The sequence below is a fragment of the Streptosporangium sp. NBC_01810 genome (genome assembly GCF_035917355.1).
Classification (GTDB): Bacteria; Actinomycetota; Actinomycetes; order Streptosporangiales; family Streptosporangiaceae; genus Streptosporangium.
The window spans coordinates 6,710,286-6,735,146 of record NZ_CP109070.1 but is presented as its reverse complement, the minus strand read 5'-3'; the positions used below and the strand labels follow the sequence as shown (position 1 = coordinate 6,735,146).

Genomic DNA, 24,861 nt, shown 5'->3' with positions numbered 1-24,861 from the left:
CACTGTCCCTTACCGTTCATCTTGGGTGCCGGTGAGCTCTTGGGCCACCGGTGTCCATCATCGACCCGTTGCCGCATCACGTCTCCTCATTCGGCTGGTCTGTATCGCCGGGTTCGGGAGTCGTACTCGGTGTGGGGCTCGGTGTCACCGTCGTGGTGGTGGGCGTAGGGGTGGGAATCGTCGGGCTCGGGCTGGGGCTGGGCGGTGGCGGCGTACTCGGCCTTGCGGTGGGCGTGGCCGATGTGCTTACCGTAGCCGACGGCGTGGCCGAGGGGCGGACCGTCCTCGTCGGCGGGGCAGGTGGTCTGCTCGCCGCAGGCGTGCTCCCGCTCGGTCTGGCCGTCGGCGGCTTGGTGGCCGGGCTCGACCGTACGACCGGCTTCTCCGGCGCGCTGCCGCCGGGCTGGCTCGCCAGCTCACGGGCCACCAGCGAGCCCAACCCGACCGCGGCGGCGCATCCCGCGACCGCGGCGACGATCGCCGTCGTCCTGCGCAGGCGACGGCGCCGATGAGGTGCCGGTACGGCACCCGGGGGCGTCCCGCCTGCTCCGGCACCCCCGCCGGCGCCCTCACCAGGACCTCTTCCCGCACCGGCGTACGAGCCGGAACCCGCGTCCGCGTACGAGCCGGAACCCGCGTCCGCGTACGAGCCGGAACCCGCGTCCGCGTACGAGCCCGAACCGGGGACCGGCCCGGGGGCGATGGGGGCGGCCATGGCCGAGGTGATCTCCTGCGGCCACTCGGTCGCGGGCTCCGCGCGCCAGCCCGAGGGGTCGGTGAGCATGCCAAGACCGGTGACGTCGGTGGCGGCCAGCGCGTCGAGCAGCACGTCCGCCCGCTCCGACAGCTCCCTGGCACCGGCCGGGCGCCGCAGCGGGTCCTTGGACAGGCACGCCATGACCAGGTCACGGACCGCGGGCGGGATGCTCGCCGGGAGCGGCGGCGGGGGCTCGCCGATGTGCATCAGAGCGATCGCCACCTGCGTCTCGGCGAGGAACGGCGCCCGGCCGGCCAGGCACTCGTAGGCGACCACCCCGAGCGAGTAGATGTCGGTGGCGGGTGTCAGCGGGTCGCCGGACGCCTGCTCGGGGCTGACGTACTGGGCGGTGCCGAGCAGGACTCCCGTCTGGGTGACCGGCGCGGCCTCCAGCACCCTGGCGATGCCGAAGTCTGTGATCTTTATCACGCCCGCCTCGGTCACCAGCAGGTTGCCGGGCTTGATGTCCCGGTGGATGACTCCCGCACGGTGCGCGGCCTGCAGGGCCCTGGCGGTCTGATGGACCACGTCGAGGGCGACCTTCGGGCTCAGCGAGCCGTCCCGGGCCAGGATGCCGGCCAGGGACTCGCCGGGCACCAGCTCCATCACCAGGTAGGCGACGCCGTCGGTCTCGGCGTAGTCGAAGACCTGTGCGATGCCCGGATCGGACAGCCCGGCCGCGATGCGGGCCTCGGAGCGGAAGCGCAGCCGGAAGGCGGGATCCTCCGCCACGTGCGCGCGGAGCAGCTTCACCGCGACCTCGCGGCCGAGCAACTCGTCCCTGGCCCGCCATACCTCGCCCATGCCGCCCGACGCGATACGCCCCAGCGGGCGGTATCGGCCCCCGAGCAACGCGGTCATCTACCCAGCACCGCTTCCATCACGCTCTTGGCGATCGGGGCGGCGGTCTGACCACCGGAGGCGTCGCTGCCGGCGCTGCCGGATTCGACGATCAGTGCGACGGCGACCTTGGGGTCCTCGGCGGGGGCGAAGGAGATGAACCACGCGTGCGGGTCCTGGCCCCTGGCGGTCTCGGCGGTGCCGGTCTTGCCGCCGACCGTCACGCCCGGAATCTGCGCCGCGCTCGCCGTGCCCTTGTTGACGACGTTGACCATCATCTCCTGGAGCTTGCGCGCGCTGTCCTCGCTCATCGCGGTGTCCAGCTCGTCGGGGTCGGCGGCCTCGATCTCGCCGCCCTCGGCATCCGCGATCTTGTTCACCAGGTACGGCTTCATGACCACGCCGTTGTTGGCGATACCGGCGGCGATCATGGCCATCTGCAGCGTGGTCATCTGGTTGCTGCGCTGGCCGATCGACGCCTGGGCGAGGGCCGCCTGGTCCTCCTCGGGGCCGATCCCGCTCCCCGCGACCGGCAGCGGGATCGACAACGGCTCGCCACCGATGCCGAACTTGGCGGCCTGGTCGCGCAGCGCGTCGTAGCCGAGCTCCATGGCGATCTTGCCGAACGGGGTGTTGCAGGACTTCTCCAGCGCGAACGAGAGCGTCACGCGCCCGGCACCGCAGGCCGCGCCACCGTAGTTGGGCAGGTCGGCGGTGGTGTTGGGCAGGTCGAGCACCTGCGGGGCGTCGACCTGGGTCTCCGGGCCGATGCTGTCGTCGCTCTCCAGGTACGCCGCCATGGTGACCACCTTGAAGGTCGACCCCGGCGGGTAGGTGCGCTCGATGGCCCGGTTGACCAGTGGCTTGTCCTCGTCCTCGTCCAGCTTGTTGTAGGCCTTGTTGACGTCGGGCTTGCTGGGCTTGGAGAGCGGGTTGGGGTCGTAGGTGGGGATCGAGACCATCGCGAGGATCGCCCCGGTCTTCGGCTCGATCGCGACCAGCGCGCCCTTCTTGCCGCTGGCGCCCAGCGCCCTGTACGCGGCCTCCTGCGCCCTGGGGTTGATCGTCAGGTCGACGTTGGCGCCCTTGGTCTGCTTGGCGGTGAACAGGTCGATGCTGCGCCGGATCAGCAGGTCGGCACTCGTCCCGTCGAGGAGGCTGTTCTCGGCCCGCTCGATGTCGCGCTCGCTCTCGGGCGCGAAGAACCCGGTGATGGGCGCGTAGATCTTGCCCTCGGGATAGCGCCGCTGAAAGCGGAACTCGGGGTCGCCGGTGTCGACCGACTCGGCGAGGACCTTGTCGCCCGCGGTGATGCGGCCGCGCTCGACCTCGTAGCGCGCGTAGAAGTTGCGGGTGTTGCGCGAGTCGTCGCGCAGATCCTCCGCCCGTACGGCCTGCAGGTAGTTCACATTGATCATGAGCAGGCCGAACATGAGCATGCAGGCAAAGGCGGCGCGCTTGAGGGGACCGTTCATCGCTGGAACACCTGCGTCATTCCTTCGTCCTGGATGGCCTGGGGCGGAGGCTTCCTCGCCGTATCCGACATGCGTACCAGCAGCGCGATAAGGATCCAGTTAGCCAGCAGCGCCGATCCGCCCTGGGACATGAACGGGGTGACCAGGCCGGTCAGCGGGATCAGGTTGGTCACGCCGCCGACGATGATGAAGACCTGCCACGCCAGGATGAACGACAGGCCGCCCGCCAGCAGCTTGGAGAACGGCTCGCGGGCCGCGATCGAGGTGCGCAGGCCGCGCTCCACCAGCAGGGCGTAGACCATCAGCAGGGCCATCAGCCCGGTCAGGCCGAGCTCCTCGCCGGCGGCGGTGAAGATGAAGTCGGAGAAGGCCAGCGGGATCAGGTCGGGATGCCCCTGGCCGAGCCCGGTGCCGAGCACACCGCCCTGGCCCATGCCGAACAGGCCCTGCATGAGCTGGTAGCTGCCGCCGAACGTGCGCTCGTACAGCTCCGGGTCCTCCGGGTTGAGAAAGACCTCGAAGCGGGCCGCGACGTGATCGAAGATCAGCCCCGCCAGCACCGCCCCGCCGACGAAGAGCAGGATGCCGATGAGCACCCACGAGGTGCGCTGGGTGGCGATGTAGAGCATCGCGATGAAGGTGCCGAAGATCAGCAGCGAGGAGCCGAGGTCCTTCTGCAGGATCAGCACGCCCAGGCTGAGGCCCCAGGTGATGAGGACCGGACCGAGGTCGCGGGCCCGGGGCAGATCGATGAAGAGCAGCCGACGCCCGGCCAGGGCCAGCACGTCGCGCTTGGCGACCAGGTAACCGGCGAAGAAGACGACCAGGGCGAGCTTGGTGAACTCGGCCGGCTGGAGTGTGAAGCCGGCGATGCCGATCCAGATGCGGGCGCCGTTGATCTCCTGGCCGATGAACGGCAGCAGCGGCGAGACCAGCAGGGCCAGGCCGACGGCACCCGCGGTGTAGGTCAGACGCTGTAGCGCGCGGTGGTCGCGCAGCACGATCAGCGTCACGGAGAACATGACAACCCCGACGGCGGTCCACAGCAGCTGGTTGGTGGCCGAGGCTCCGTCCATGCCGGACGCCTCAAGCCGGTAGATGATCACCAGCCCGAGGCCGTTGATCAATGTCACCAGCGGCAGGATCAGCGGGTCGGCCCAGGGCGCGAACTTGGCCAGCACCAGGTAGGCGGCCAGCATGAGGCCGCCCAGGCCGAGGCCGTAGGTGAGCATTCCCGCGGGGACCTGCTTGTCGAGGGCCAACCCCACATTGGCGTACGCCAGCATCACGATGGCGACCGCGAACGCGAGCATCGCCAGCTGGGCCACCCGCCGTTTGGCGGGAAGCGGGACAGGCTCGGCGCTAGGGGTGCTCATGTGTTCACTGTGTCCTTGTGGGTTCGGGGGCCCTGGGGACGGGGGGCGTGGAGGACGCGGAGGCGCTCGGCGATGTGGTCGGCTCGGCCTTCTCGTCGGCCTTCTCGTCGGCCTTGGCCGCGGACGACTTCAGCTCTTCGATCTTCTCCAGGCCCGCCTCGACGGTGGGGACGGGGATGCCGTCGCGGACCTGGCCCTGCTGGAACGCGCCAAGGGTCGAAATCGATTCCGTGGTGCTCCGGGCGACGTCGAAAAGCTCGAAGGGGCCGAGGTTGGTCTTCACACCCTGGAAAACCACGATCTCGTTACCCTTGGCCCCGACGAAGTACTGATCATCCAGCCACTGTCCCCCGAAGTACCAGCCTAGGCCGCCTCCGATGACGACGACGCCGCCCGCCACGGCGACAAGAGGCCACAGCCGGCGACGTTTGGCCGGTCGGGCCACGGACCTGATGATCGGCTCGTCGGGATCGTCGTCGGGGATGACCGGCTGCGGCATGGTGACCGCGCTGGCGCGCCCCGCCGGGGTGTCCGGTGGCTGTGACCTCGGCATGCCGGAGCCGGCGGCGCCGACCACGGCGGCCTCGGTACGTGGCACGAAGGTCTCGGCCACCTCCAGCACGTCGGCGAGGACGCAGGTGATGTTGTCGGGACCGCCGCCCCGGTTGGCCAGGTCGATGAGGGTGCGGACCACCCCGTCGGGATCCTCGATCGTGGAGAGCGTGTGGTGCAGGGTCTCCGCGCTCACCACCCCGGACAGGCCGTCGGAGCAGAGCAGGTAGCGATCGCCGACCTGGGCTTCGCGCAGGGACAGGTCGGGATCGACCTCGCCGCTGCCGTCGAGCGCCCGCAGCAGGATGGACCGCTGGGGATGGGTGGCGGCCTCCTCGGCGGTGATCCGGCCGTCGTCCACCAGTGACTGCACCAGCGTGTGGTCGTGCGTGATCTGGTAGAGCTCTCCCGCACGCAGCAGGTAGGCCCGGGAGTCGCCGACGTGGACCAGGGCGACCCTCGTCCCGGACCAGAGCATGGCGGTGAGGGTGGTGCCCATGCCCTTGAGGCCGGGGTCGCGGCCCACCATCTCGTGGAGCTTGCGGTTGGCGTCGCGTACCGCTGCCTCGATGGCGCTGAGCAGGTCACCTCCCTGGGCGTCCGCGTCGAGTGAGGACAGCGCGGCGATGGCGACCGAACTGGCCACCTCGCCGTGTGCGTGGCCGCCCATGCCGTCCGCGACGGCGAGCAGGCGGCCGCTGGCGTAGGCGGAGTCCTCGTTGCCTTCGCGGAGGAGGCCGACGTCAGAGCGGGCGGCGTAACGGAGTGCGATGGTCATTTGCGCAATTCGATGACGGTCTTGCCGATGCGGATCGGAACACCGAGCGGCACCGGAGTCGGACGGGTGACTTTTGAGCGGTCGAGATAAGTGCCGTTGGTCGAGCCGAGATCTTCCACGATCCACTGACCGTCCTGGGGGAAGAGCCGGGCGTGCCGGCTGGAGGCGTAGTCGTCGCTGACTACCAGCGTCGCGTCGTTCGCCCGGCCGATGGTGATGGGCGTCTCCGAGAGGGTAATGGTGGTGCCTTGCAGGGGGCCACCGGTGACGACCATCTGCCGTGGTTCCCCCTTCTTGGATTTGGCCGCGGGCTTCGCCGGTTTGGGAACCTTGCGCGCGGGGACGGTGGCGGCCGTGCGTGATCCGAACAAGTCCGTCCGGATCACGCCGACCGCGGCAATCACGAAGAACCACAGCACCGCGAGGAAAGCGAGCCGGATCAGCAGCAGCGTGAGCTCGGACATGGACCGTCTATTTACCTTTAATCGCGCCGGAAAACCAGAGTCGTTCGCCCCAGCGTCACGCGAGTGCCGTTCTGGAGCTCGACCCGGCGAACCGGCTGGCCGTTGACGAAGGTGCCGTTCGTGGAGCCGAGGTCGACGAGCGCGACCTGGGGGCCTTCCACCCGCAGCTCGGCGTGGTGCCGGGACACACCCGGGTCGACCAGCCGTAGATCGCAGTCGGTGCCCCTGCCGAGCAGGGTCACCGGTGTTGTCAGGTCGAAGGACCGCTGGCCCTGCGGGTCGTCCTGGGTGGACACCAGCAGGCGGGGGCGACCTCCGAACGCGTGTGGTTTCGCGGTGGGCACGTCGCTCACCGGCTGGCGGATCTCGTCCTGCTCGACCGTCGCGCCGCGGATCACGCCCGAGCGGATGCGGAACAGGCCGACCGCGAGGTCGTCGGCCGTCTCGAAGCGGACCCTGACCGGCCCCACGAAGGAGTAGCCCTGTTCCTTGGCGTACTCCCTGGCAAGGTTGGCCAGCTCGTGGCCGATGCTGTCCGCGTAGACCTCCAGCCGCTCGCTGTCGGTCGTGGACAGCTCGACCACGAAGTCGTTGGGCACGAGAGTGCGCCCTTGGGCGACGATCGCCGCCCGCTCGTCCATCTCCCGTTGGACCGCACTGGCGACCTCTACCGGCTGAAGGTCAGATTTGAACGCCCGCGCAAAGGCCCCTTCAACCAAGCCTTCGAGCCTCCGCTCGAAACGCTGAAGGACTCCCACCGGGTACCTCCCCTCCTCCGTCTATGTGGTCGCGGCCGCTTGGGGGCTCGTTGGCTCGGTCCTCGCTCTCTCGCACCCAGCTGCTCCGCTTTCGCATCTAGGAGGATCGTATCCGGGTTCGTGGGTACCGGCTGATACGTGCTAATGTTTCGACCGCACCCAACAAGGGCGGGTGGCGGAACGGCAGACGCGCACGGTTCAGGTCCGTGTGTCCGAAAGGACGTGAGGGTTCAAATCCCTCCTCGCCCACAAGGGGTCACCGACGAAATTGGTGGCTCCACAGTGACGAAAGAGAGCCCCGCTCCGCAAGAGCCGGGGCTTTTTTGCTTGTACGGGGTTCCGCGCGGCGTTTGGACACGCGGAGATGTCTATCCCGACCGGCTTGCAGATCACTTTCGTCTGGCTTGCGTGCATTACGCCCACGGCTGAGACGGCCGCCAGGCCTACTGGCACCGGTCTAGCGGTGCTGTACGGCTCTCACCTGCAATGGTGATCGTTCAGGGCTTCCAATCGGCCAGAGGCTTGGTGGCTCTGCGTCGGATGCGCCTGCGGGGCCGGCCGTTGGCACGGGGCAGCGAGTCAAGTCGGCTAAAAATTTTTCTAAAATTGGCGTGGGCGAGCTGGAAGGCCGGCAGCAGACTCTGGGCGGCGATGCCGCGGATGCGGCGCCCCTGGGAGCGCTCGATGGCCTCGTGGGCGTCGTCCTTGGCATAGCCGTTGAAGCCTTCGGTGCTGTTACGCAGCCGGTGGTAGACCCGTTGCTGGTCGGTGGTTCCATAGGCCAGTGCCTGGGTGTGCTTGGCGCCGTGCTCGGGGGCGATGGTGATGCTGTGCTGGCGGCAGATCTTCGGTGGGCCGACCGGGCTGGGTGCTGGATGGACAAGCGGCAGACGCGGGTTGGTGCCGATGCCGGTGCGCTTGATCGGACACCGGACCTTCCCGGCCGCCGCAGGGCAGGTGAGGCGCTCGTGACCTTCGCTGTCGGGTCTGCCTTTCGGCGCGAGCTCATAAGCGGTCCTGGCGGCGATCTGGCGCCGGTAAAGGTCGGTGATCGCGGCGGTCTGGGCAACACCGCCTGGTCGACGCTGACGCCGCGGACGAAGGGCAGCACCCGTGACAGGGCGTGCAGGGAGTCGACACCGGCGGCGGCCACGATGGTGGTCAGTGGAACGCCGCTCTCCATCAATTCCACCAGCCGGCCGGACCGCAGCCGTCCCATCTTCAGCGCGGGGGTGCCGGGCGCGTCGTGGGTGCGAGACAGGAAGCCGGTGACGGTGTTCTTGCCGCGGGCGTGATGGCCGGGTCGAAACAGATAGGTGGCCTGGCCGTCCCCTGAAGTGAACGCCGTTACCAGCCACACACAAGGAATCAAACCCGGTCAAAGCTCCAAGATGCCGGGGCCGTGTCAGATGGGTATCTGGGATTGTCGTTGTGGTCGCCGTCGAGCTGCTTCTCGACGGCGGCCCTTCTTTCTCCTCGCACATGCGGGGAAATCGTGTTCACATGGCGGTTGTCTGCTCAGTGCTGCTCGGCTTTCTGATTTTCGCCGCTGTATCGATAGCAGGCGTTTGTATTCTTGAGAAGACGCCCGTCGTCAACCAGGTAGCTGAGTGTCATTCGCAGGAGCCGTGGGTCTTCGCCGATGGCGTCGGCGATCTGACGGTTTTTCCACCGACTGGCTGGGTCCTGCTTGAGTACTGATGATCAAAGGTCGACGTTACCCGGAACGTGCCTGTCACTGCAGGTCAGAGGCATGATCGCGTGTCACGTCGAGCTTTCATGTTCAGTAGGTCCAGGACTTTGATCATTCGTGGGCTGGCGGGCCTGCCTCTTCTGCGCGGTGTCGCCGTGTCGGCTGCTTTGGGCTGGGCAGCGCTCTGACCTTGGGAGGTTTCCGGGAGCGGTGTGTGAGAGGCCGCCGCGCTTTCCCAGTGCTCCAGAGCATGCATGGTGGTCTCCGGTTTGGTGATCTCCTCGCGCGCCCGGTCAATATCACGTTCAAGTTTGGCTAGCGCATGATGAGCCCTCTCCCAGCAGCCGCGTGCATGATGGAGTGCGTGCAGAAAAACAGGAGCGGCCTCCTGGATGCCGTACTGATCCCGCATGAGACGGCACTGCATTCGCAGTGAGGCAGCACCCGGAAGATAAAGCAGCGTGTCGAAGCAAATTCCACTCCTGCCTGCGCCGATCCCGACGTGCAGCGATTAGCAGCCGACTTCCCGTCGTGGAATCCATGTCAGCCTTTTGCTGTCTCTAATTATCGGCCACCTTGGACTCGATTCCGGCTTTGCGAAACACCTTTCTCGCGCTCCCCCTGAGAGCGATCCGTTAACCCGTGGGTAAGTGAACGTCAAAGCGATCTCTCGCATCTCGCCACCGCGACGGTCGACCGGCTCCTGCACCATGCCCACCTCGTCCAGACCAACGGTGACAGCCACCGCCTCGCCGAGGCCCTCTCCGGTCGCGGTGTCGTCCCGCTGACCTGACCACCCACCATAGATCAACTGGCCATCGGCCTGGAATTCCGCTGACCGTCAGCCCGGAGAACTACCGACCGCCCACCAAGACTACGGCGTGTCCGTTGACACCCTTGACAGGCACCCGAAAACGCTAACTACCTGGCCTTGGGGGAACCTCACCGGAAGTGATCATCCGTGCAGGGCCATCGGAAGCGGTTTGGGGTGATCTCCCAGCCGATGCATGGGTGCGGTCGCGGCTCAGCGTAGTCTGCGGCGGAGCAGAGACGGCCGGGCGGTGGCGGGCGCTAGCTGGACGCGTGCGTCTACGGCTGTGGCACCGGTCGGTGTGACGATGACGGGGTTGAGGTCGATCTCGGCGATCTCCGGCAGGTCGTCCATGAGATGACCGAGCCGCACGATCTGATTCTCCAGTCCCTTCACGTCTGTGGGAGGGCTTCCCCGATAGCCGGAAAGCAGCGGCGCGCATCGAAGTTCTCCGATCATTCGTGCGGCCTCGGCGTGGCTGATCGGCGGCACCCGAAAGACGCGGTCGGAGAGAAGCTCGGTGATGGTGCCGCCGAGACCGACCATGATGAGGGGCCCGAACGCTTCGTGCGCGACGCCACCGACGATCATCTCGATGCCTCCGGTCATCACGTGCTGCACGATCGCACCGGACATGGCAGGGCCGACCCGCTCGGTCAAGTCCCGGTAGGCCTGCCGGACCTCCTTCGGCGTGCGCAGGCCGAGCCGGACGCCCCCAAGGTCGGTCTTGTGGACGATCTGCGGGCCGGTGGCCTTCACGACCGCCGGGAAGCCGACCCGGGCGGCGGCCTCGGCGGCGCTCTCAGGGCCATCGACTGTCACGGACTCGGCCACCGAGATGCCGTAGCAGGACAACAGAGCGGTCGCGAGAGAGATGTCCAGCCAGCGTCCTTGGGGGTGCGCCGCGAGGTCCCGTTCGACGATCGCCCGAGCCCTTTTGACGTCCGCTCCGTTGGTTTCCTCCGGCGGCTCCAGGGGCCGTTTTCGCCAAGCGGCGTAGTCGGCGGCGCGGCCGAAGGCGTGGACCGCCTGCTCGGGAAATGCATAGCAGGGGATTCGGCCGTCGATGATCCCGTCTTGTCCCATGACGCAGGCGAGCACTGTCTTGGCCGACCCCACGGTGGCGGCCGCGATGGCATCTCGCGTCGCTTCCATGCCCGAGCCGAACGGGGGCGTGTATACGGCGAACAGGGCGTCGATCCCCGGATCGGCCAGGACGATCTCGATCGCCGCGGCGAATTCCCTGGCGTCGCCGTCGGCGGTGAGGTCGATTGGGTTGGGGACGGCGGCTGCCGCGCGAAGACGGGTTCGCAGGGCGTTCTGTGTGACGGTGGATAGTTCCGGGACACTGAGCCCTCGCTGCTCGCAGGCGTCGGCCATGATGGCCTCCGGGCCGCCGGAGTTGCCCACGACCGCGACCCGCCGGCCGGTGGGTAGGGGCTGGGAGGCGAGCAGCCTGGCGGTATCGAGCATGTCCTGGACGCTGTCCTCGCGGATCACGCCTGATGCCCGCAGCAGCGCGTCCACCGCCCTGTCGGGCGTCGCGGCGGCGGCGGTGTGTGAGCGGACGGCACGGCCGCCGGAGACGCTGCGCCCGCTCTTGACGACGATGATCGGTTTGCGCGTGCTGACCCTGCAGGCGATGCGGCCGAAGCGGCGCGGGTTGCCGAAGGACTCCAGGTACATGGCGATGACTGCGGTGGCCTGATCGTCCTCCCAGTATTCGAGCAGGTCGTTGCCGCTGACGTCGGCTTTGTTGCCGACTGACGCGAACGAGGAGACGCCGAGCCCCAGTTCGCCGGCTCGTTCGATCAGGGCGACCGCCACGGCCCCCGACTGCGACATCAGCCCGAGCCTGCCTTCACTGGGCAGGCTGGGCATGAAGCCGGCGTTCAGTGAAGCGGCGGTGTTCGCGATACCCAGGCAGTTGGGACCTACCAGGCGTATTCCTGATTCCCGGCAGATCTTGAGTAGCCGGGCTTCCAGCTCCTTTTTCCCGGCTTCGGCGAATCCGGCGCTCACCACCACCAACCCTCGGACACCGTGTCGCGCGCAGTCCTTGGCGACCTTTGGCACTGTGTCGGCCGGGGTGGCGATCACGGCGAGTTCCACCGGTCCCGGTATGGCAGCCACGGTGGGGTAGGCGGGGAGGCCGCACAGTTGCGTGGCGTTGGGATTCACGGGATACACAGGCCCGGGAAAACCGCCGGTGATCAGGTTGCGCAGTATGCGGTGTCCGACACTTGCCGGGTTCCGGCCAGCCCCTACGACGGCGACCGAACCAGGGGAGAACATGTGGGCCAGGGAGTTGCGTTCGGCCTCGTGCGCCCGCTTCTCGATCTGCTCCAGCAGATGAGCCGTGGGGCGCAGGGCGATACGCGATTCGATCTCGCCCTGCCGGCACCGCCGTTCGACCGGCAGGCCCAGATCGCCGAGTACCTGCAGCATCTGCCGGTTGCCCGCGAGGACGGTGGCCGTCAACTGCTCGATCCCCCTTTGGGCGGCGTCGAGAGCGATGTGCTCCAGCAGCAGGGTGCCGAGTCCACAGCCATGTATCCGGTCATCCAGCAGGATCCCGATGTCGGCCTCGGGGCGCTGAGCGTCGGGGATGTACTCCGCGACGCCGACCACCCGGCCGGCGGCGAGTGCCACCAGTGCATGACCTTGGTACCCAGGGCTGGTCAGGCGGTCCACGTAAGCGTGGGCCGTGTCGGCTCCGCCGGTGAAGAACCGCAGGTACACCGAGCGTTCGGATGACCGGTCGACCAGGGCGTGCATGGCGTCCCGGTCGGAAACGCGCAACGGCCGGACATGCGCGATTCCGCCGTCACGCAGCAGCACGTCGCACTCGTCGTCCACGTAGCGGAGCATGACCCGAGCGTGCGTCACCGATGATGCTCGACCCAGGGGCCTAATCCCCTCGAAGTCAGGGCCTGTTGTCACTGTTCCTGCTGACGGAGATCATCCAGCCGCTGCCGGACAGCCTCAGCCGTCTCGCGGATCGCCGCGCGCACCGGTGGGGTGACCGGGGTGTCGAGGCCGAAGTCGCCGCCCTCGACGCCGAAGACGACCAGTTCGTCCGGGAGCAGGCCGAGCGCCTCACCGAGCGCCATCGCGTCGGGCAGGCCAAGGGCATGAGAGCTCGCCCGCCAGGCGGGCGCGGGGCCTGGCCGGACAGCCGTGTGGATGGTCCCCGGTGCCGCGCCTGAGGACACCGCGTCTATCACGATCGCCAGCCGCGCGCCGCTCCAGGCCGTGACCAGATGCATCGGATCCCCGGAGCTCTCGGTGAGGACCACCGAGGGCGGGAGCGTGCCGCGGAGTAGCCGTACCACCTCCAGGCCCGCCGCGTCGTCACCGCGGGAGTCGCCGCCCACCCCGATCACGACTCGGTCAGCGCGCATCGAGACGAAGATCCAGGAAATGGGTGGAGCAGGAGATGCACGGGTCGTGGTTGCGTACCGCCCGCTCGCACAGCGATGCCAGCTCCTCCTGCGGCAGGGCGAGCCGTGGCTCGACCAGATCCCACAGATCCTTCTCGATGCGGGCCTGGTTCTGAGAGGTCGGCGGCACGATGTCCGCCTCGACGATCAGCGCGTCATCGTCGATGCGGTAGCGGTGGTAGAGCGTGCCGCGCGGGGCCTCCGACGCCCCGTGGCCGACGCCGGGCCGCGGCTCGACGGGGACGGCGGGCGCGTCGGGCTCGGCGTAGGAGTCGATGATCCGCAGGGCTTCGTCGCAGGCGTGCACGATTTCCACCGCCCGGACCACGATGCTGCGAAAGGGGTTGCGACACACCTCGCCGAGCCCGGCGTCGCGCGCCGCCGAGCGGGCCAGCGGGGAGAGCAGCCCGGAATTGAGGGCGTATCGGGCCATGGCGCCCACCAGGTAGCCGCCGGTTCCGTCGAGCCGGGCGTGCAACGCCGTGGAGCCGGGCACTTGCTCCTCGACAACGTGTTCGGGCCAGTGCGAGACCGGAAACCCGGTTCCGTCGCTGACGGCGACGGAACCGGAGAGGATGGCGTACTCGTCCGGGTGCCGCAGCGCGAGGAACCGGTAGTCGTGTTCCACGTCGGGGAAGTCGAATCCGGCGACCCAGGTCACGGTGGCCAGGGCGTGCTCCCGTGCCAGGCGCAGCCGCTCGGCCGCACCGGCGAGTTCCTGGCGGCGCGGGATCCGGTAGAAGCCGCCTACCCGGACGTTGACCGGGTGGATCGCCCGGCCGCTCAGGTCGGCCACCAGCTCGTTTCCCGCCTTCTTCAACGCCAGGCCGCGCTCCAGGTGGACGCGATGGTCGGCGGCCATGGCGATACCGCTGTCGTAGCCCAGGAAATCCGGCGCGTGCAGCAGAAAGATGTGCAAGGCGTGTGACTCGATCCATTCGCCGTAGTAGAGGAGCAGCCGCAGGTCCCGCAGCGGTCCGGTCACCTCCACCCCACAGGCCGCCTCGATGGCCTGGCAGGCGCTCATCTGGTACGCGACAGGGCAGATGCCGCAGATGCGGGCGGTGATGTCGGGAGGTTCGGTGTACGAGCGGCCGCGCAGCAGCGCCTCGAAGAACCGGGGCGGCTCGTAGATCCTCAGCTGAAGGTCGACGATCCGGCCGTCGCGGGCGCGCACCAGCAGTGCTCCCTCGCCTTCGACCCGGGACAGGCCGCCGATGCGGATGGTCTTATGCGTCACCCTCGGCCTCCTCCGACGCTCGCCGGAAGGGCTCCTCGGTGGCGTTGAAGGTCCGGTAGATTCGCACCAGCTCCGGGTCGCTCATCCCGAGTTCGCGCAGCCGGCCGTTAAGGGCGGCCGAGTTGGTGGTCTCGGACGGGCCGAAGCAGCCGTAGCAGCCCCGGTTGAACGCCGGGCAGAGCGCCCCGCAACCGGCCTGGGTGACCGGGCCCAGGCAGGGCGTGCCGTGCGCCACCAAGACGCAGACGTTGCCCCGGGCCTTGCACTCCACGCACACGCTGTGCCCTGGGACGACAGGGCGCCGACCGGTCAGGAACGCCGTGATGACCTCCAAAAGCTGGCGCTTGTCGATCGGGCAGCCGCGCAGCTCGAAGTCCACCGGCACGTTGGCGGAGATCGCCGTCGACCGCTCCAGGGTGGCGATGTATTCGGGCCGCGCGTAGACGACGGAGGCGAACTCGCGTACGTCGGCGAAGTCGCGCAGGGCCTGGATCCCGCCTGCGGTGGCGCAGGCCCCGATCGTCACCAGGTGCTTGGAGACCCGGCGTACGTGCCGGATGCGCTCGGCGTCCTCTGGGGTGGTGACGGACCCCTCGACCAGCGACAGGTCGTACGGGCCGGGACCAGGGGCGCTCGACGCCTCCAGGAAGTAGGCGATCTCCACCTTGGCCGCCAGGGACAGCAGCTCGTCCTCGCAGTCGAGCAGGGTGAGCTGGCAGCCGTCGCATGAGGCGAACTTCCAGACCGCGAGCCGCGGCCGGGAGGCGGGTTTGGGGGCGCCCATCACAGCTCCCGCACCGCGAGGAGCCTGGCCGCCCGCTGGTAGTCCACCACCGGGCCGTCCAAGCAAAGGAGCAGCGGGCCGAGCTGGCAGTGCCCACAGCGGCCGACGCCGCATTTCATGTTGCGCTCCAGCGACAGCGCCACCCGTGCGGCCGGGACGCCGCGCCGTACGAGGTTGTCGGCGACGGCGCGCATCATGACCTCGGGTCCGCACACGAAGGCGGCGGTACGGCGCGGCTGGAAGACGATCCGGTCGATCAGCCTGGTGACCGGTCCGACCGGGCCCTGCCAGGCGTGGTCCGGATGGTCGACGATGACCTGGACGTCGACGTCGTGCGACTTTCGCCACCGGGCCAGCTCTCGCGGGTAGAGCAGGGTCATCGGGGTACGGGTGCCGACGATCAGGCTGATCCGGCCGTATCGGGAACGGTGCGCGGCCAGCTCACGAAGGACGGTGCGCAGCGGCGCGAGTCCCAGGCCGCCGGCCGCCACGACGACGTCCAGCCCGGCCGCGGCAGGCACGTCCCAGGCGGTGCCGTACGGGCCGCGGAGCCCCACGACGTCGCCGGGCCTGGCATCGCACAAGACGTGGCTGACCGCGCCCACCGCTCGGATCGTGTGCATGAGCGCCCCTGACCTGGCCCGGCCGCTGAGGGAGATCGGTATCTCGCCGACTCCCCGGGCGTAGATCATGTTGAACTGGCCTGGTAGGAAGGCCGGGCACCGGCCCCGCACCGGCTCCAGGGTCAAGGTGACGGTGTCGGCGCGGTCCGGACGGCGGGAACGCACCCGGTACGGAGCGGGCGTCATCGGATGCACGACAGTTCCTCGGTCACGTCGATGCCGGTGGGGCACCAGGTGATGCACCGGCCGCAGCCCACGCAGCCCGACACGCCGAACTGGTCGTACCAGGTGGCGAACTTGTGGGTCAGCCACTGGCGGTAGCGGGCCAGGGCCGAGCCGCGCACCGGTGTGCCGCCGAGTTCGGTGAAGTCCAGCGTGAAGCAGGAGTCCCACCGTTCGGACCGTTCGGCGACGTCGCCGGAGAGATCGGTGATGTCCTCGACGGTGCTGCAGAAGCAGGTGGGGCAGGCCATGGTGCAGTTGGTGCAGCTCAGGCAGCGGGAGGCCACGTCGGTCCACCGGGGGTGGTCGTGTGCCGCCGGCAGCCAGTCCTGGATGCCGGTGGTGTCCACCTGCCGCCCCATCCGGGTCGCGGCCGTGCGGGACACCTCCTGCGCGGCGGCCAGGTCGTCCTCCTCGGCCGCGCGGTGCGGGATCGCCGTGAGGATCTGCGCGCCGCGTTCGCTGCCCGGTTCGATCAGGAACCGGTGCGGTGCGGCCAGCTCGGTGATCGCGAGGTCGAAGCCGGCGGTGGCCTTCGGTCCGGTCCCCATGGAGGCGCAGAAGCAGGTGCCGCCGGGAACCGCGCAGTTCACGGCCACCAGGAACAGCGCCTCGCGTCGGCGGCGGTAGGCGCTGTCGGGATGTCTGCCGAGGAAGACCCTGTCCTGGACGGCTATCGCGGCCAGATCGCAGGCGCGTACCCCGAGCAGCGCGACGCGGGGCGCCTCGGGTTCGACCTCCTCGATCTCCTGGTCACGCATTCGAAACAGCGTCTGGCGGGGCGGCTGGGTGTAGCGCTTGGCCGAGTCCGGGCCGGCCGCGAAGCCGAACACCATGTCGTCGTCGCGCTCGGTCAGCCGGTAGCCGCCGGGCTCCTGTGCGTCTCCCACACCCGCGGGTAGCTCTTCGGCCGACCATATCTCGGCCATCCGCACGGCTCCGTCCTTGACGGTGGGGCCGACGACGGTATAGCCGACCGATCGCAGGGCCTCGATCAGCGGCTCCAGCGACGGTGTCACAAGGGCGTCCATCGGCGTTCCCCCTCACGCTTCAGACGGCGGGAGTTATATCCCCTCTCATCCCTTTCCAAAAGCGACTCTTCTGAACATGGCCAAAGGTCACCGGTAATGGAGGCTTCCGTCCCTGGTCGCACGCCGTACCCGGGCACAGTCGGCGCGCTCCTGTTCCTCCAGGGCCAGCTCGCGTTCGGCGAGCGCCGATTCCAAGCCGGGTATCCAGCGCTCGCGCAGGGCACGGATCCGGCGCCGCGTCCAGAGGACCTCTGCCTCCACGATGCGGACGGCCCTGAGTGCTACGGCGTGTCGTGTTCCTGCTTCCAGGGCCCTCTGGCAGGCCGATCTGGCCGGGGTGAGGGCGGCCGTGAGCGCCGGCTGTTCCGGGGCGGCGGGGAAGTGGCAAGCTACGCTGCAGGGATAGGTCGTGCCCATCACGTCGGCGTAGTCGATCTCGACGTGAATCTGCCCGGCGGAGGCGCCGAGCCGCAGCGCCCGCTCCCCGCCGAGGGTCGCCACGCGGAAGGTCCAGATTTCCGCCTCGGCCATCGTTTCCGCCCAGCGCTCCCCGGTCTGGGCGGCGACCGCGGCGAGACGGTCCTGTTCCTGGCGGAGCAGGCGCAGCTTGCGGTCGAGGAGGTCGAGGCCGTGTTCAGCGGTGGCCAGCCGGCGCCGCAGCCAGAGGCGGCCCGCGCGGCCGGGCGGCACGGAGATCCTCATCGCGCCTCCCGGTAGTTGGCGTCCACGGCGGCGGCGTCGAGCATGGTCAGTTCCGTGCGTGGCAGCGTGGAGAGCACCTGCCATGCCCGGTCGAAGGTCTCTTCCAGGCCGTGAGACTCCTCCCGGCCCTGGGCGACCAGCCGCTCGTCGAAGGCGCGGGCCAGGTCGAGATACCGCCGGTCCAGCGAGCTGAGCGCGTCGGTACCCACGAACTCGGCCAGTTCCCTCGCCTGCCTGGCCCGCGTCAGGGCTGCGAGGAGCTGTGCCGCCAGGTCGACGTGCTCCCGCCGGGTACGGCCGGCCCCCACCCCATGTCGCATCAGCCGCGAGATCGACGCCAGCGAGTCGACCGGCGGATAGCCGGGAACATCGCGAGAAAGCACGATCTGCCCTTCGGTGATGTATCCGGTGAGGTCCGGTACGGGGTGGGTGATGTCCCCGGCCGGCATGGTCAGCACGGGCAGCAGCGTCACCGAGCCCGGCAGGCCCCGTACCTTCCCGCAGCGCTCGTAGATCGAGGCGAGGTCGCTGTACAGGTAGCCGGGATACGCCCTGCGGGCGGGGATCTCCCCCCTTACGGACGACACCTCCCGCAGTGCCTCGCAGTAGCTGGTCATGTCGGCCAGGACGACCAAAACGTGCCGGCCGAGATGGAAGGCGAGGTGTTCGGCGACGGTGAGCGCGATCCGCGGAGTCAAGATCCGCTCGATCACCGGATCGTCGGCCAGGTTGAGCAGGAGCACCAGCTCTGCGGCCGCGGTTCGCGCCTCCAGCGCGTCGCGTACTCCGAGTGCGTCCGCGTGCGTGAGCCCCATGGCGGCGAAGATCACGCTGAACGGTCCTCCGGAGGCGTGAGCCTGTGCCGCGATCTGGGCGGCGAGATCGAGGTGCGGCAAACCGGGCGAGGAGAACACCGCGATCTTCTGACCGCGCACGAGCGTGGTCAGGGCGTCGATCACCGACACACCGGTGAGGATCGGCTCGGCGGGCGGGACCCGCCACGCCGGGTTCAGCGGAAGTCCGCTGACGGGCATGGTCGTCGAACCGAAGATCGGCGGTCCGCCGTCCAGCGGGCTGCCGAGGCCGTCGCAGACCCGCCCCAGCCAGCCGGGGCCGACGGGCACTCGGAAGGGGGTCCCCGAGAACGCCACGCCGATCCTTCCGGGCGTCATGCCTGAGGTCCCTTCGAGGACCTGGACCAGCGCGAGATCCCCGTCGACCTCCAGGACCAGCCCGTGCCGTACGTCGCCGCCGGGCAGGTGGATCGACGCGAACTCGTCCCACCCCACGCCGCCGACACCCCGCACGACGATGAGTGGGCCTCGCAGCTCGGCCACGTCGGTGTACTCCAACTCGATCATGGCTCGGCCTCACCCGGATTCCTTGGCACGCAGGACGGCGGAGAAATCCCGGCTCTCGATCTCGTCGGCCGGCACGCCACCGGAGACCAGGGCCAGGCAGTCGTCGATCGCGGCGAGCACCGTGCCCGCGAGCGCGATGGTGCGCTCAGGTGTGCAGTAGGCGTCCGTGGGGCTGAGCGCGCTCTGCTGCAACAGGCCCTCGCGCAGCAGGCGCCCCCCGAGCAGGACGACGCGCTCGCGCGCGTGCAACGCCGCCGTGCCGACCAGTTCGGCGATCCCGGACAGGTGGTCCGCCTCGGCGAGCAGCGCGCTGATGCGCGCGCGGGTCGCCGCCCAGCCTTCCCGGCCGGTCCTGTCGTGCCATTGGGCCAGGGACTCATCGTCGCGGGAGAAGGACGCCTCCCAAGACACCGCCGGGTAGTGGCGTGCGTAGGCCAAGTCGCGGTCCAGGCTCCAGAGCGTGCGTACGAACCGCTGGGTGTGGGTGGTGACGGGCTCGGTCATATCCCCGCCCGGCGGGGAGACCGCCCCCAGGATCGTCACCGACCCGGTCCGCCCACCGAGCGTCGTCACCCGTCCCGCTCGCTCGTAGAAGGCGGCGATCGCGGAGGCGAGATCGGCGGGGTAGCCCTCCTCGGCGGGCAGCGCCCCGCTGCGGGAGGCGAACTCGCGCCTGGCCTCGGCCCACCGGGACGTTGAGTCGGTGATCAGCACCGCGTCATACCCCATGTCACGGAAGTGCTCGGCCACGGTGACCCCGGTGTAGATGCTCGCCTCACGGGCCATCATGGGCATGTTGGAGGTGTTGGCGATCATTACGGTACGGTCGGCCAGCCGCCCGCCCGTCCGCGGGTCGCCGAGCTGCCCCAGTTCCGAGATCACGTCGGCCATCTCGTTGCCGCGCTCGCCGCAGCCGACGTAGACGACGACGTCGGCGTCGCACCATTTGGCGATCTGCTGGAGCAGTACGGTCTTGCCGGTGCCGAATCCCCCGGGCACCGCGGTCGTTCCGCCTCGCTGGACGGGCAACAGCAGGTCGAGTACCCGCTGCCCCGTGATGAGCGGTACCGGCTCTGCGAGACGCTCCCGGTAGGGCAGGGCCCGGCGGATCGGCCACCGCCTGACCATCGTCATCTCGTGGCCTCCGACGGTGGCGATCGGGGCCTCGGCAGGGTACTCTCCGGCAGGCCGGATCGAGCCGACGGTGCCGCCGGAGGCGAGGACCAGGTAGGACAGCCCGCCGGCCATGGTGACGGCACCGACCGGGGCGCCTGGTTCCACAGCCCGCCCCTCGGCGACGAGCGGGGTGAACCGCCAGGAACGGGTTTCCGCGCCCTCACGGGATCGGGGATCCAGCCACATGGACGCCTGCTCCAGCGGCCGGAGCAGCCCGTCGAACACCCCGCCGAGCAGGTGAGGCCCGAGAGGCGCCGACAGCGGGATCCCCGTCGCCTCGACCGGGAGTCCCGGCATCAGGCCGCCCGTGTACTCGTACATCTGGACGGTCGCCCGCTCGCCGCGCAGGGACACGACTTCGCCGGGAAGTCCTTTCACGGTCACCTGATCGAACATGGCGACGCCCCTCAGATCGCTCACCTCGACGAGCGGGCCATTGACGCGGGTCACGACAGCCACAGGCACTGCACCTCCCCGGCGAGGGTGTCGATCATCCGGTCTGCGAGAGCGGGCAGCGTGGCGTCCAGGCGCCGTCCCGGACCGTGCGCCACCACGCCGCCGTCCGGATGCTCGTCGATCACCAGGTCATCCCCGCCGCGCCGTCTGACCGTCTCCGACAGGTGGCGCAACAGGGCCGGGTAGCAAGGGGCGTGGCGGAGATCCTTGGCCTCTTCACGCGCCCGGCGGCGAAACTCCTCCAGCATCTCGCACTGCGCGGCGAGGACGACCCGCCGTCGCCGTCGCCCGACGTCCGCCCGCACCGTGGCGGCGTAGGCGGCGTGCTCCGCCAATCCCTGCGCGCCCGCCTCGGCCAGTACGGCCTCCGCCTCCCGCCGGGCCGCTGCCATGACGGACGCCGCCTCGTCCCTTGCCCGCGCGGTCGTCCGTGCCGCCTGCTCCCCGGCCCGGCGCAGCAGCTCCGCCTCCAATGGGGCGAGAGCCTGCTCGACCGCGGTCCCGGTCACGGCTCGCGCACCGCCCGCCGGGCGGACAGTGCGCCGGGCATGACCACTGTGAGCCGATCGTCGACGGGACCGAGGATCTCGGCCGCCCACGCGGTGAGGATCACCACATCGACGCCCTCCGGCAAGGACCTCCAGGCCCGACGGATGCCCGCGGAATCCTCGGCCGACAGCACGATGGCGCCCGCCAGGGCGAGGCCCGCCAGCCGGGAAGGCTCGCCGATGGCCACGACGCCGCCCATGGTCACGCCCGCCCGATGAGGATGACGGCGACGACAAGCCCGTAGATCGCGATCCCTTCCGCCAGGCCGACGATGACGATCGCGCGGCCGAACAGTTCCGGGCGTTCGCTCATCGCCGCAAGTGCGGCGGCGCCAGTGTAGGCGACGGCCACGCCCGCGCCGATCGAGGAGGCCGCCACCGCGATCGCCGCGCCGATCAGCGCCGCCCAGTTCGCCTGCCCCGCGGTGGCGTGAGCGTCCACTGGGCCGCCGTTCGCCCCTGCCGGCCCGCCGAGCGCGGCCACGATGAGGACGCCGAGAGCAGTCAAGAGGACAAGCGCGCTGAAGGCGATGATCCCTCGCCGTGCCGAAATGGACATCGCGGTGCCTCCTTAGCGGGGAGCGGGATGCGCAAAGGCCGGAAGGGACGCCCCTCCGCCTGGAAGATCCGGGAGAACAACTCGTAGTACTCCAGGCGCAGGGCCTGGACCGCCGCCACCAGCGCCTCCAGAGCGAAGGCCAGCAGGGTGCCCGCAGTGAAGACGAGCGCCGCGAAGGCGGGAGCCGTCGGCCACAGGCCGAGGGTGGCCTTCCACACGATCCAGCCGATCGCGGCGTGAGTGAGGCCGAAGGCCGCGAGCCTGGCGAAGGACGCGACGTTCGCGCCGATACGGATGACCACGTCGGCCGACCGGATCACCGCTTGTGTGAGGCCGCCGCCTTCGGCGAGGAACCCCGTGAGAATCAATCCGAGACCGGTGACGGCCGTCACCAGCCCTGCCGCCGTCAGCCATGTCTCGGCGAGGTACCACCCACCGGCCGCCACACCCATGCCGATGAACGTCGCACCTCCGGCGATCCCGGCGGGCGAATACAAGGCGAGCGGCAACCCTCCTTCCCGCCACCTGTTGACACCGCCGAGCAGGTAGGCGCCGCCGAGAAGCAGGGCCCCCACGCTGAGGGCGAGGAGCAACAGCGAGGCGGGATGTGACATCGGGTCCAGCCAGAGCACTGGAACCAACCCCGTCGGGCCGAAGAACTCCCCGTACAGCAGGCCGAACAGGATACTCGCCAGACCCGCACCGGCCACGAACGGCCACGCCCCGCGGAACCGCGTCAGGCGGGCCGGCCACCCGGCGTGGAGCATCGCCGCCACGGCCAGCAGCATCAACCCGTGACCCGCGTCGCCGAACATCATCCCGAACATCAGCACGTAGGCGAGTGCCGCCGGCGGGGCCGGGTCGACGTCGGCGTACGGCACCGTTCCGTACGTCTCCACCAGCGGGTTGACCGAACCTCTGAGCCCCTGGCCGCGGAGCAGGGACGGCGCCTCCGCGCCAGGAGGGTGGGGGAGCGGCACCACCGCGCCTCCGGCAGTGGCGAGCGTCAGCGACAGGGCGTCGACCGCCTGTGCCGGAGTCCATCCCGCGACGACCGCCACCCCGTCCCGGATAACCGCGTGGTCCGCGCACTCCTCGATGCCGGCCGCGCCGTCAAGATCCACGCATCCTGCATCGGCCACCAAGGCGAGCACGTCACCGAGCGCGTCCTGGGGGGCCGCCACCGCGATCCGCCGCATGCGGACCGGCGCCAGCGCCTCACGCCAGCTCATCTGGATCCCCCTGGTGTACGGCCGTCTCACCGGCCCGCTGCACCCGCCAGGCGTCGGCTGCGAGCACCGCGACCGTGCCCAGAACCGGCGAAGGCCCGAAACTCGAGCCGAACAACATCGCCGTACCGTCCCGCTCGACGCGCTCCCACCAGCGCGGCTCACCCCGCCACAGATCCTCGGGCCGCTCCAGCCCTGTGAGTGCCCAGCGGGCGGGGAAAGGCAGGCAGGCGGTCATGCCGGGCAACGAGGTGGCGTCCAGAGCGCGCCGGCCCAGCAGGGATTCGGCCTTGCCTCTGATCGGCGGCTCGACACCTCGCCCTTCGAGGAAGTGCTCGCGAGCGACCAGCAGGGCGGCCGCCCCCGCCGCCCACGCCGAGGCGGAACCGATACGGTCGCTGACCTGACAGGCCCACGACAGCCGCATGCCGATCTGGATCTGCCGGGGACGCGCGCCACCCGGGTCGCCCCAGGGGGAGGCGGCGAGCGCGGCACGGATGTCGGCCGGCGCGGTGAGGGCCCGCACCCGGGGCCAGGCCGTCGCCAGCGCTCCGAGGCTGAACCGCCGGCCGCCCCCCGCGAGGATCTCGTCGACGTTGGCGATCTCGAACCACCGCGCCAGCAGTCGGATCATGACGGTGCCCTCCGAGGGCAGCCATCCGGCCAGGATCCGCAGGTGCCACAGCAGGCAGGCCAGGACGGACTGCTGGGCCTCGGCCAGGCTCTGCCCGGCGCGCACGTCGTGTCCGTACGGGGTGGAGGCGAGCGCGGACACCACCTCCTGGGCCGAGCCGGCCAGTGCCACCCGCCGTGCCCCGGCCTTCCCCAGGCGCCGCCGAGCCAGCGCCCGTGCTCGCGTCGTCCCGGCCACCCATGCCGCGCTCATCGACCGCCCGCCAGCGATCGGATCATTCCCATCACCCGATCGATCTCGCCCGGCATACGTCGCGCCGCTCGCTCGCGGATCGCCTCCGCCTCACGGCGGGCCGCGTCGAGCACTTCGGTGCCTTCCACGTCCAACGCGACACGGGCGCGGGCAGCGGCCTCTGCGCGCTTCGCCCCCGCTCCGCCTCGCGCGGTCGCCACGATGGCCGTCGCCTGCTCACGGGCCTGGGCGAGCATCTCCTCGGCGTCCCGCTCCGCCCGCACCTGAATCTCCCGGCATCGGGTGTGGACATCCGCCAGGGCGGCGAAGATCGGCGCCGCTTCGGCGGCACGTTCCGCCTCGGGGTCGGCCGGCACCCCCGCCGGCGCCGCCGCCCCAGGTGCCCCAGCCGGGCGGAACCGGCCGAGGAAATCGTGCAACCGAGCCATGGTTCTCCCCTGATGGTTCTACTCAGACGGCCCGCCCGGGCATTGGAAGACGATCCGAGCCTCCATCGCGATTGCTGTCCCGCCCAGAGTCCTAATCCCCTTCTGACCAGGGACTCATGTCAGTACTTCTTCCTGGCCGGCGCGAGAGGGGCGGCGCATACCTGGCCACCAGCGCGTCCGCGTCGGCCTCGATCCTGGCCGCCCACGCCTCGGGGTCATCGACGATCCACAGCACGATGTAGCACTTCACAGGGCATCGAGCGGCTCTTCGACACCCGGATCGACGGCGTGGTCGCGGCCGAACGGGGGCTCGCGGGCAAACCGCACCCCGACACCTTCCTCGCGGCGGCGCGCGACCTGGGCGTCCCACCTGCCGGCGCGGCGGTCTTCGAGGACGCGCCGGCCGGAATGGAGGCCGGCCGGGCGGGCGGATTCGGCTACGTCGTCGGGGTCGACCGGGCCGATCAGGCGGACGCGCTGCGCGCGCACGGCGCGGACGTCGTGGTGAGGGACCTGGCCGAGCTGCTTCGGGAGGAGTGATGATCAGCCATCCCTCGTACGCGGTCGAGCCGTGGAGTCTGCGGGAGACCGCCCTGCACCTGCACCACCTACCGCCTGCTCAACGGAGCCGATCTGACGATCCGGCACTACCAGCGGCCGGTCACGCTC

Annotated in this window: 25 protein-coding genes, 1 tRNA gene and 1 pseudogene; 6 read left to right on the top strand and 21 right to left on the bottom strand. The window is 69.8% G+C overall.

Annotated features, from left to right (window positions below):
• Positions 1 to 76: 76 nt before the first annotated feature.
• The 6 genes from OIE13_RS30325 to OIE13_RS30300 are packed head-to-tail and all read right to left on the bottom strand — an operon-like array spanning position 77 to position 7,000.
• The gene (locus tag OIE13_RS30325; RefSeq protein WP_326829045.1) at positions 77 to 1,618 is read right to left on the bottom strand and encodes a serine/threonine-protein kinase; all 1,542 of its coding nucleotides are present in this window, start codon (positions 1,616 to 1,618) and stop codon (positions 77 to 79) included.
• The gene (locus OIE13_RS30320) at positions 1,615 to 3,072 is read right to left on the bottom strand and encodes a peptidoglycan D,D-transpeptidase FtsI family protein (RefSeq protein ID WP_326646282.1); all 1,458 of its coding nucleotides are present in this window, start codon (positions 3,070 to 3,072) and stop codon (positions 1,615 to 1,617) included. Before OIE13_RS30320 ends, OIE13_RS30325 begins: the two co-directional genes overlap by 4 nt.
• Positions 3,069 to 4,448 (bottom strand): FtsW/RodA/SpoVE family cell cycle protein, encoded by a 1,380-nt coding sequence (locus OIE13_RS30315; RefSeq protein WP_326646283.1) that lies wholly within the window; start codon positions 4,446 to 4,448, stop codon positions 3,069 to 3,071. Before OIE13_RS30315 ends, OIE13_RS30320 begins: the two co-directional genes overlap by 4 nt.
• Positions 4,449 to 4,452: 4 nt before the next feature.
• Positions 4,453 to 5,778, bottom strand: a complete 1,326-nt coding sequence (locus tag OIE13_RS30310; protein ID WP_326646284.1) for a PP2C family protein-serine/threonine phosphatase — start codon at positions 5,776 to 5,778, stop codon at positions 4,453 to 4,455.
• On the bottom strand, positions 5,775 to 6,242 hold the full coding sequence (locus tag OIE13_RS30305) for an FHA domain-containing protein FhaB/FipA (protein ID WP_326646285.1): 468 nt from the start codon (positions 6,240 to 6,242) through the stop codon (positions 5,775 to 5,777). The genes OIE13_RS30310 and OIE13_RS30305 overlap by 4 nt, the downstream gene beginning before the upstream one ends.
• A gap of 17 nt (positions 6,243 to 6,259) precedes the next feature.
• Positions 6,260 to 7,000 (bottom strand): DUF3662 and FHA domain-containing protein, encoded by a 741-nt coding sequence (locus OIE13_RS30300; protein WP_326646286.1) that lies wholly within the window; start codon positions 6,998 to 7,000, stop codon positions 6,260 to 6,262.
• 166 nt (positions 7,001 to 7,166) lie between these two features.
• On the opposite strand from OIE13_RS30300, the gene OIE13_RS30295 reads away from it, so the two are divergent.
• The 4 genes and pseudogenes from OIE13_RS30295 to OIE13_RS30280 form a co-directional block, all read left to right on the top strand.
• Positions 7,167 to 7,249: transfer RNA gene (locus OIE13_RS30295), tRNA-Leu, on the top strand.
• 362 nt (positions 7,250 to 7,611) lie between these two features.
• Positions 7,612 to 8,295 carry a hypothetical protein gene (locus OIE13_RS30290; protein ID WP_326829044.1) on the top strand — a complete coding sequence of 228 codons (684 nt, stop codon included), beginning with the start codon at positions 7,612 to 7,614 and terminating at the stop codon, positions 8,293 to 8,295.
• 136 nt (positions 8,296 to 8,431) lie between these two features.
• On the top strand, positions 8,432 to 8,701 hold the full coding sequence (locus OIE13_RS30285) for a hypothetical protein (RefSeq protein ID WP_326829043.1): 270 nt from the start codon (positions 8,432 to 8,434) through the stop codon (positions 8,699 to 8,701).
• Positions 8,702 to 9,375: 674 nt separating this feature from the next.
• Positions 9,376 to 9,486, top strand: a pseudogene (locus OIE13_RS30280) (ATP-binding protein); the annotation flags it as partial.
• 231 nt (positions 9,487 to 9,717) lie between these two features.
• Here the strand turns inward: OIE13_RS30280 and OIE13_RS30275 are convergent.
• The 15 genes from OIE13_RS30275 to OIE13_RS30205 all read right to left on the bottom strand — a co-directional run bounded on the left by OIE13_RS30275 (position 9,718) and on the right by OIE13_RS30205 (position 24,192).
• Positions 9,718 to 12,375 (bottom strand): bifunctional acetate--CoA ligase family protein/GNAT family N-acetyltransferase, encoded by a 2,658-nt coding sequence (locus OIE13_RS30275; RefSeq protein WP_326829042.1) that lies wholly within the window; start codon positions 12,373 to 12,375, stop codon positions 9,718 to 9,720.
• A gap of 68 nt (positions 12,376 to 12,443) precedes the next feature.
• The gene (locus OIE13_RS30270; RefSeq protein WP_326646290.1) at positions 12,444 to 12,908 is read right to left on the bottom strand and encodes a hydrogenase maturation protease; all 465 of its coding nucleotides are present in this window, start codon (positions 12,906 to 12,908) and stop codon (positions 12,444 to 12,446) included.
• Positions 12,898 to 14,187, bottom strand: coding sequence for a Ni/Fe hydrogenase subunit alpha (locus tag OIE13_RS30265; protein ID WP_326646291.1), 1,290 nt, complete (start codon positions 14,185 to 14,187; stop codon positions 12,898 to 12,900). The genes OIE13_RS30270 and OIE13_RS30265 overlap by 11 nt, the downstream gene beginning before the upstream one ends.
• Positions 14,177 to 14,971 carry an oxidoreductase gene (locus tag OIE13_RS30260; protein ID WP_326646292.1) on the bottom strand — a complete coding sequence of 265 codons (795 nt, stop codon included), beginning with the start codon at positions 14,969 to 14,971 and terminating at the stop codon, positions 14,177 to 14,179. Before OIE13_RS30260 ends, OIE13_RS30265 begins: the two co-directional genes overlap by 11 nt.
• A complete protein-coding gene (locus tag OIE13_RS30255) occupies positions 14,971 to 15,780 on the bottom strand; it encodes an FAD/NAD(P)-binding protein (protein ID WP_326646293.1) in 810 nt (269 codons plus the stop codon). The genes OIE13_RS30260 and OIE13_RS30255 overlap by 1 nt, the downstream gene beginning before the upstream one ends.
• Positions 15,777 to 16,847, bottom strand: a complete 1,071-nt coding sequence (locus OIE13_RS30250) for a 4Fe-4S dicluster domain-containing protein (RefSeq protein ID WP_326646294.1) — start codon at positions 16,845 to 16,847, stop codon at positions 15,777 to 15,779. The genes OIE13_RS30255 and OIE13_RS30250 overlap by 4 nt, the downstream gene beginning before the upstream one ends.
• Positions 16,848 to 16,934: 87 nt before the next feature.
• A complete protein-coding gene (locus OIE13_RS30245) occupies positions 16,935 to 17,549 on the bottom strand; it encodes a V-type ATP synthase subunit D (RefSeq protein WP_326646295.1) in 615 nt (204 codons plus the stop codon).
• Entirely contained in the window at positions 17,546 to 18,910 is a 1,365-nt protein-coding gene (locus OIE13_RS30240; protein ID WP_326646296.1) for a V-type ATP synthase subunit B, read from the bottom strand. Before OIE13_RS30240 ends, OIE13_RS30245 begins: the two co-directional genes overlap by 4 nt.
• A gap of 9 nt (positions 18,911 to 18,919) precedes the next feature.
• Complete coding sequence (locus OIE13_RS30235) at positions 18,920 to 20,551, bottom strand: V-type ATP synthase subunit A (RefSeq protein ID WP_326646297.1); 1,632 nt, start codon at positions 20,549 to 20,551, stop codon at positions 18,920 to 18,922.
• Positions 20,533 to 21,051 carry a hypothetical protein gene (locus OIE13_RS30230; protein ID WP_326646298.1) on the bottom strand — a complete coding sequence of 173 codons (519 nt, stop codon included), beginning with the start codon at positions 21,049 to 21,051 and terminating at the stop codon, positions 20,533 to 20,535. The genes OIE13_RS30235 and OIE13_RS30230 overlap by 19 nt, the downstream gene beginning before the upstream one ends.
• Entirely contained in the window at positions 21,048 to 21,296 is a 249-nt protein-coding gene (locus OIE13_RS30225) for a hypothetical protein (protein ID WP_326646299.1), read from the bottom strand. The genes OIE13_RS30230 and OIE13_RS30225 overlap by 4 nt, the downstream gene beginning before the upstream one ends.
• Positions 21,293 to 21,598, bottom strand: coding sequence for an ATP synthase subunit C (locus tag OIE13_RS30220; RefSeq protein ID WP_326646300.1), 306 nt, complete (start codon positions 21,596 to 21,598; stop codon positions 21,293 to 21,295). The genes OIE13_RS30225 and OIE13_RS30220 overlap by 4 nt, the downstream gene beginning before the upstream one ends.
• Positions 21,595 to 22,881, bottom strand: a complete 1,287-nt coding sequence (locus tag OIE13_RS30215; RefSeq protein WP_326829040.1) for a V-type ATPase 116kDa subunit family protein — start codon at positions 22,879 to 22,881, stop codon at positions 21,595 to 21,597. Before OIE13_RS30215 ends, OIE13_RS30220 begins: the two co-directional genes overlap by 4 nt.
• Positions 22,868 to 23,764: a hypothetical protein gene (locus tag OIE13_RS30210; RefSeq protein ID WP_326646302.1), complete on the bottom strand. Its 897-nt coding sequence runs from the start codon at positions 23,762 to 23,764 to the stop codon at positions 22,868 to 22,870. The genes OIE13_RS30215 and OIE13_RS30210 overlap by 14 nt, the downstream gene beginning before the upstream one ends.
• On the bottom strand, positions 23,761 to 24,192 hold the full coding sequence (locus OIE13_RS30205; RefSeq protein WP_326646303.1) for a hypothetical protein: 432 nt from the start codon (positions 24,190 to 24,192) through the stop codon (positions 23,761 to 23,763). Before OIE13_RS30205 ends, OIE13_RS30210 begins: the two co-directional genes overlap by 4 nt.
• A 116-nt stretch (positions 24,193 to 24,308) precedes the next feature.
• Between OIE13_RS30205 and OIE13_RS30200 the strand changes: the two genes are divergently transcribed.
• Together OIE13_RS30200 and OIE13_RS30195 are read left to right on the top strand one after the other, a co-directional pair.
• Complete coding sequence (locus OIE13_RS30200) at positions 24,309 to 24,434, top strand: hypothetical protein (protein WP_326829039.1); 126 nt, start codon at positions 24,309 to 24,311, stop codon at positions 24,432 to 24,434.
• Between the two features lie 13 nt (positions 24,435 to 24,447).
• A complete protein-coding gene (locus OIE13_RS30195; RefSeq protein WP_442816077.1) occupies positions 24,448 to 24,732 on the top strand; it encodes an HAD family hydrolase in 285 nt (94 codons plus the stop codon).
• Positions 24,733 to 24,861 lie beyond the last annotated feature (129 nt).

Bases quoted from the DNA above. Each gene is read 5' to 3' on its own strand.
- OIE13_RS30325 (WP_326829045.1), bottom strand. From the start codon at position 1,618: ATGACCGCGTTGCTCGGGGGCCGATACCGCCCGCTGGGGCGTATCGCG.
- OIE13_RS30320 (WP_326646282.1), bottom strand. From the start codon at position 3,072: ATGAACGGTCCCCTCAAGCGCGCCGCCTTTGCCTGCATGCTCATGTTC.
- OIE13_RS30315 (WP_326646283.1), bottom strand. From the start codon at position 4,448: ATGAGCACCCCTAGCGCCGAGCCTGTCCCGCTTCCCGCCAAACGGCGG.
- OIE13_RS30310 (WP_326646284.1), bottom strand. From the start codon at position 5,778: ATGACCATCGCACTCCGTTACGCCGCCCGCTCTGACGTCGGCCTCCTC.
- OIE13_RS30305 (WP_326646285.1), bottom strand. From the start codon at position 6,242: ATGTCCGAGCTCACGCTGCTGCTGATCCGGCTCGCTTTCCTCGCGGTG.
- OIE13_RS30275 (WP_326829042.1), bottom strand. From the start codon at position 12,375: ATGCTCCGCTACGTGGACGACGAGTGCGACGTGCTGCTGCGTGACGGC.
- OIE13_RS30270 (WP_326646290.1), bottom strand. From the start codon at position 12,908: ATGCGCGCTGACCGAGTCGTGATCGGGGTGGGCGGCGACTCCCGCGGT.
- OIE13_RS30260 (WP_326646292.1), bottom strand. From the start codon at position 14,971: ATGGGCGCCCCCAAACCCGCCTCCCGGCCGCGGCTCGCGGTCTGGAAG.
- OIE13_RS30255 (WP_326646293.1), bottom strand. From the start codon at position 15,780: ATGACGCCCGCTCCGTACCGGGTGCGTTCCCGCCGTCCGGACCGCGCC.
- OIE13_RS30250 (WP_326646294.1), bottom strand. From the start codon at position 16,847: ATGGACGCCCTTGTGACACCGTCGCTGGAGCCGCTGATCGAGGCCCTG.
- OIE13_RS30245 (WP_326646295.1), bottom strand. From the start codon at position 17,549: ATGAGGATCTCCGTGCCGCCCGGCCGCGCGGGCCGCCTCTGGCTGCGG.
- OIE13_RS30240 (WP_326646296.1), bottom strand. From the start codon at position 18,910: ATGATCGAGTTGGAGTACACCGACGTGGCCGAGCTGCGAGGCCCACTC.
- OIE13_RS30215 (WP_326829040.1), bottom strand. From the start codon at position 22,881: ATGAGCTGGCGTGAGGCGCTGGCGCCGGTCCGCATGCGGCGGATCGCG.
- OIE13_RS30210 (WP_326646302.1), bottom strand. From the start codon at position 23,764: ATGAGCGCGGCATGGGTGGCCGGGACGACGCGAGCACGGGCGCTGGCT.
- OIE13_RS30205 (WP_326646303.1), bottom strand. From the start codon at position 24,192: ATGGCTCGGTTGCACGATTTCCTCGGCCGGTTCCGCCCGGCTGGGGCA.
- OIE13_RS30200 (WP_326829039.1), top strand. From the start codon at position 24,309: ATGTCAGTACTTCTTCCTGGCCGGCGCGAGAGGGGCGGCGCATACCTG.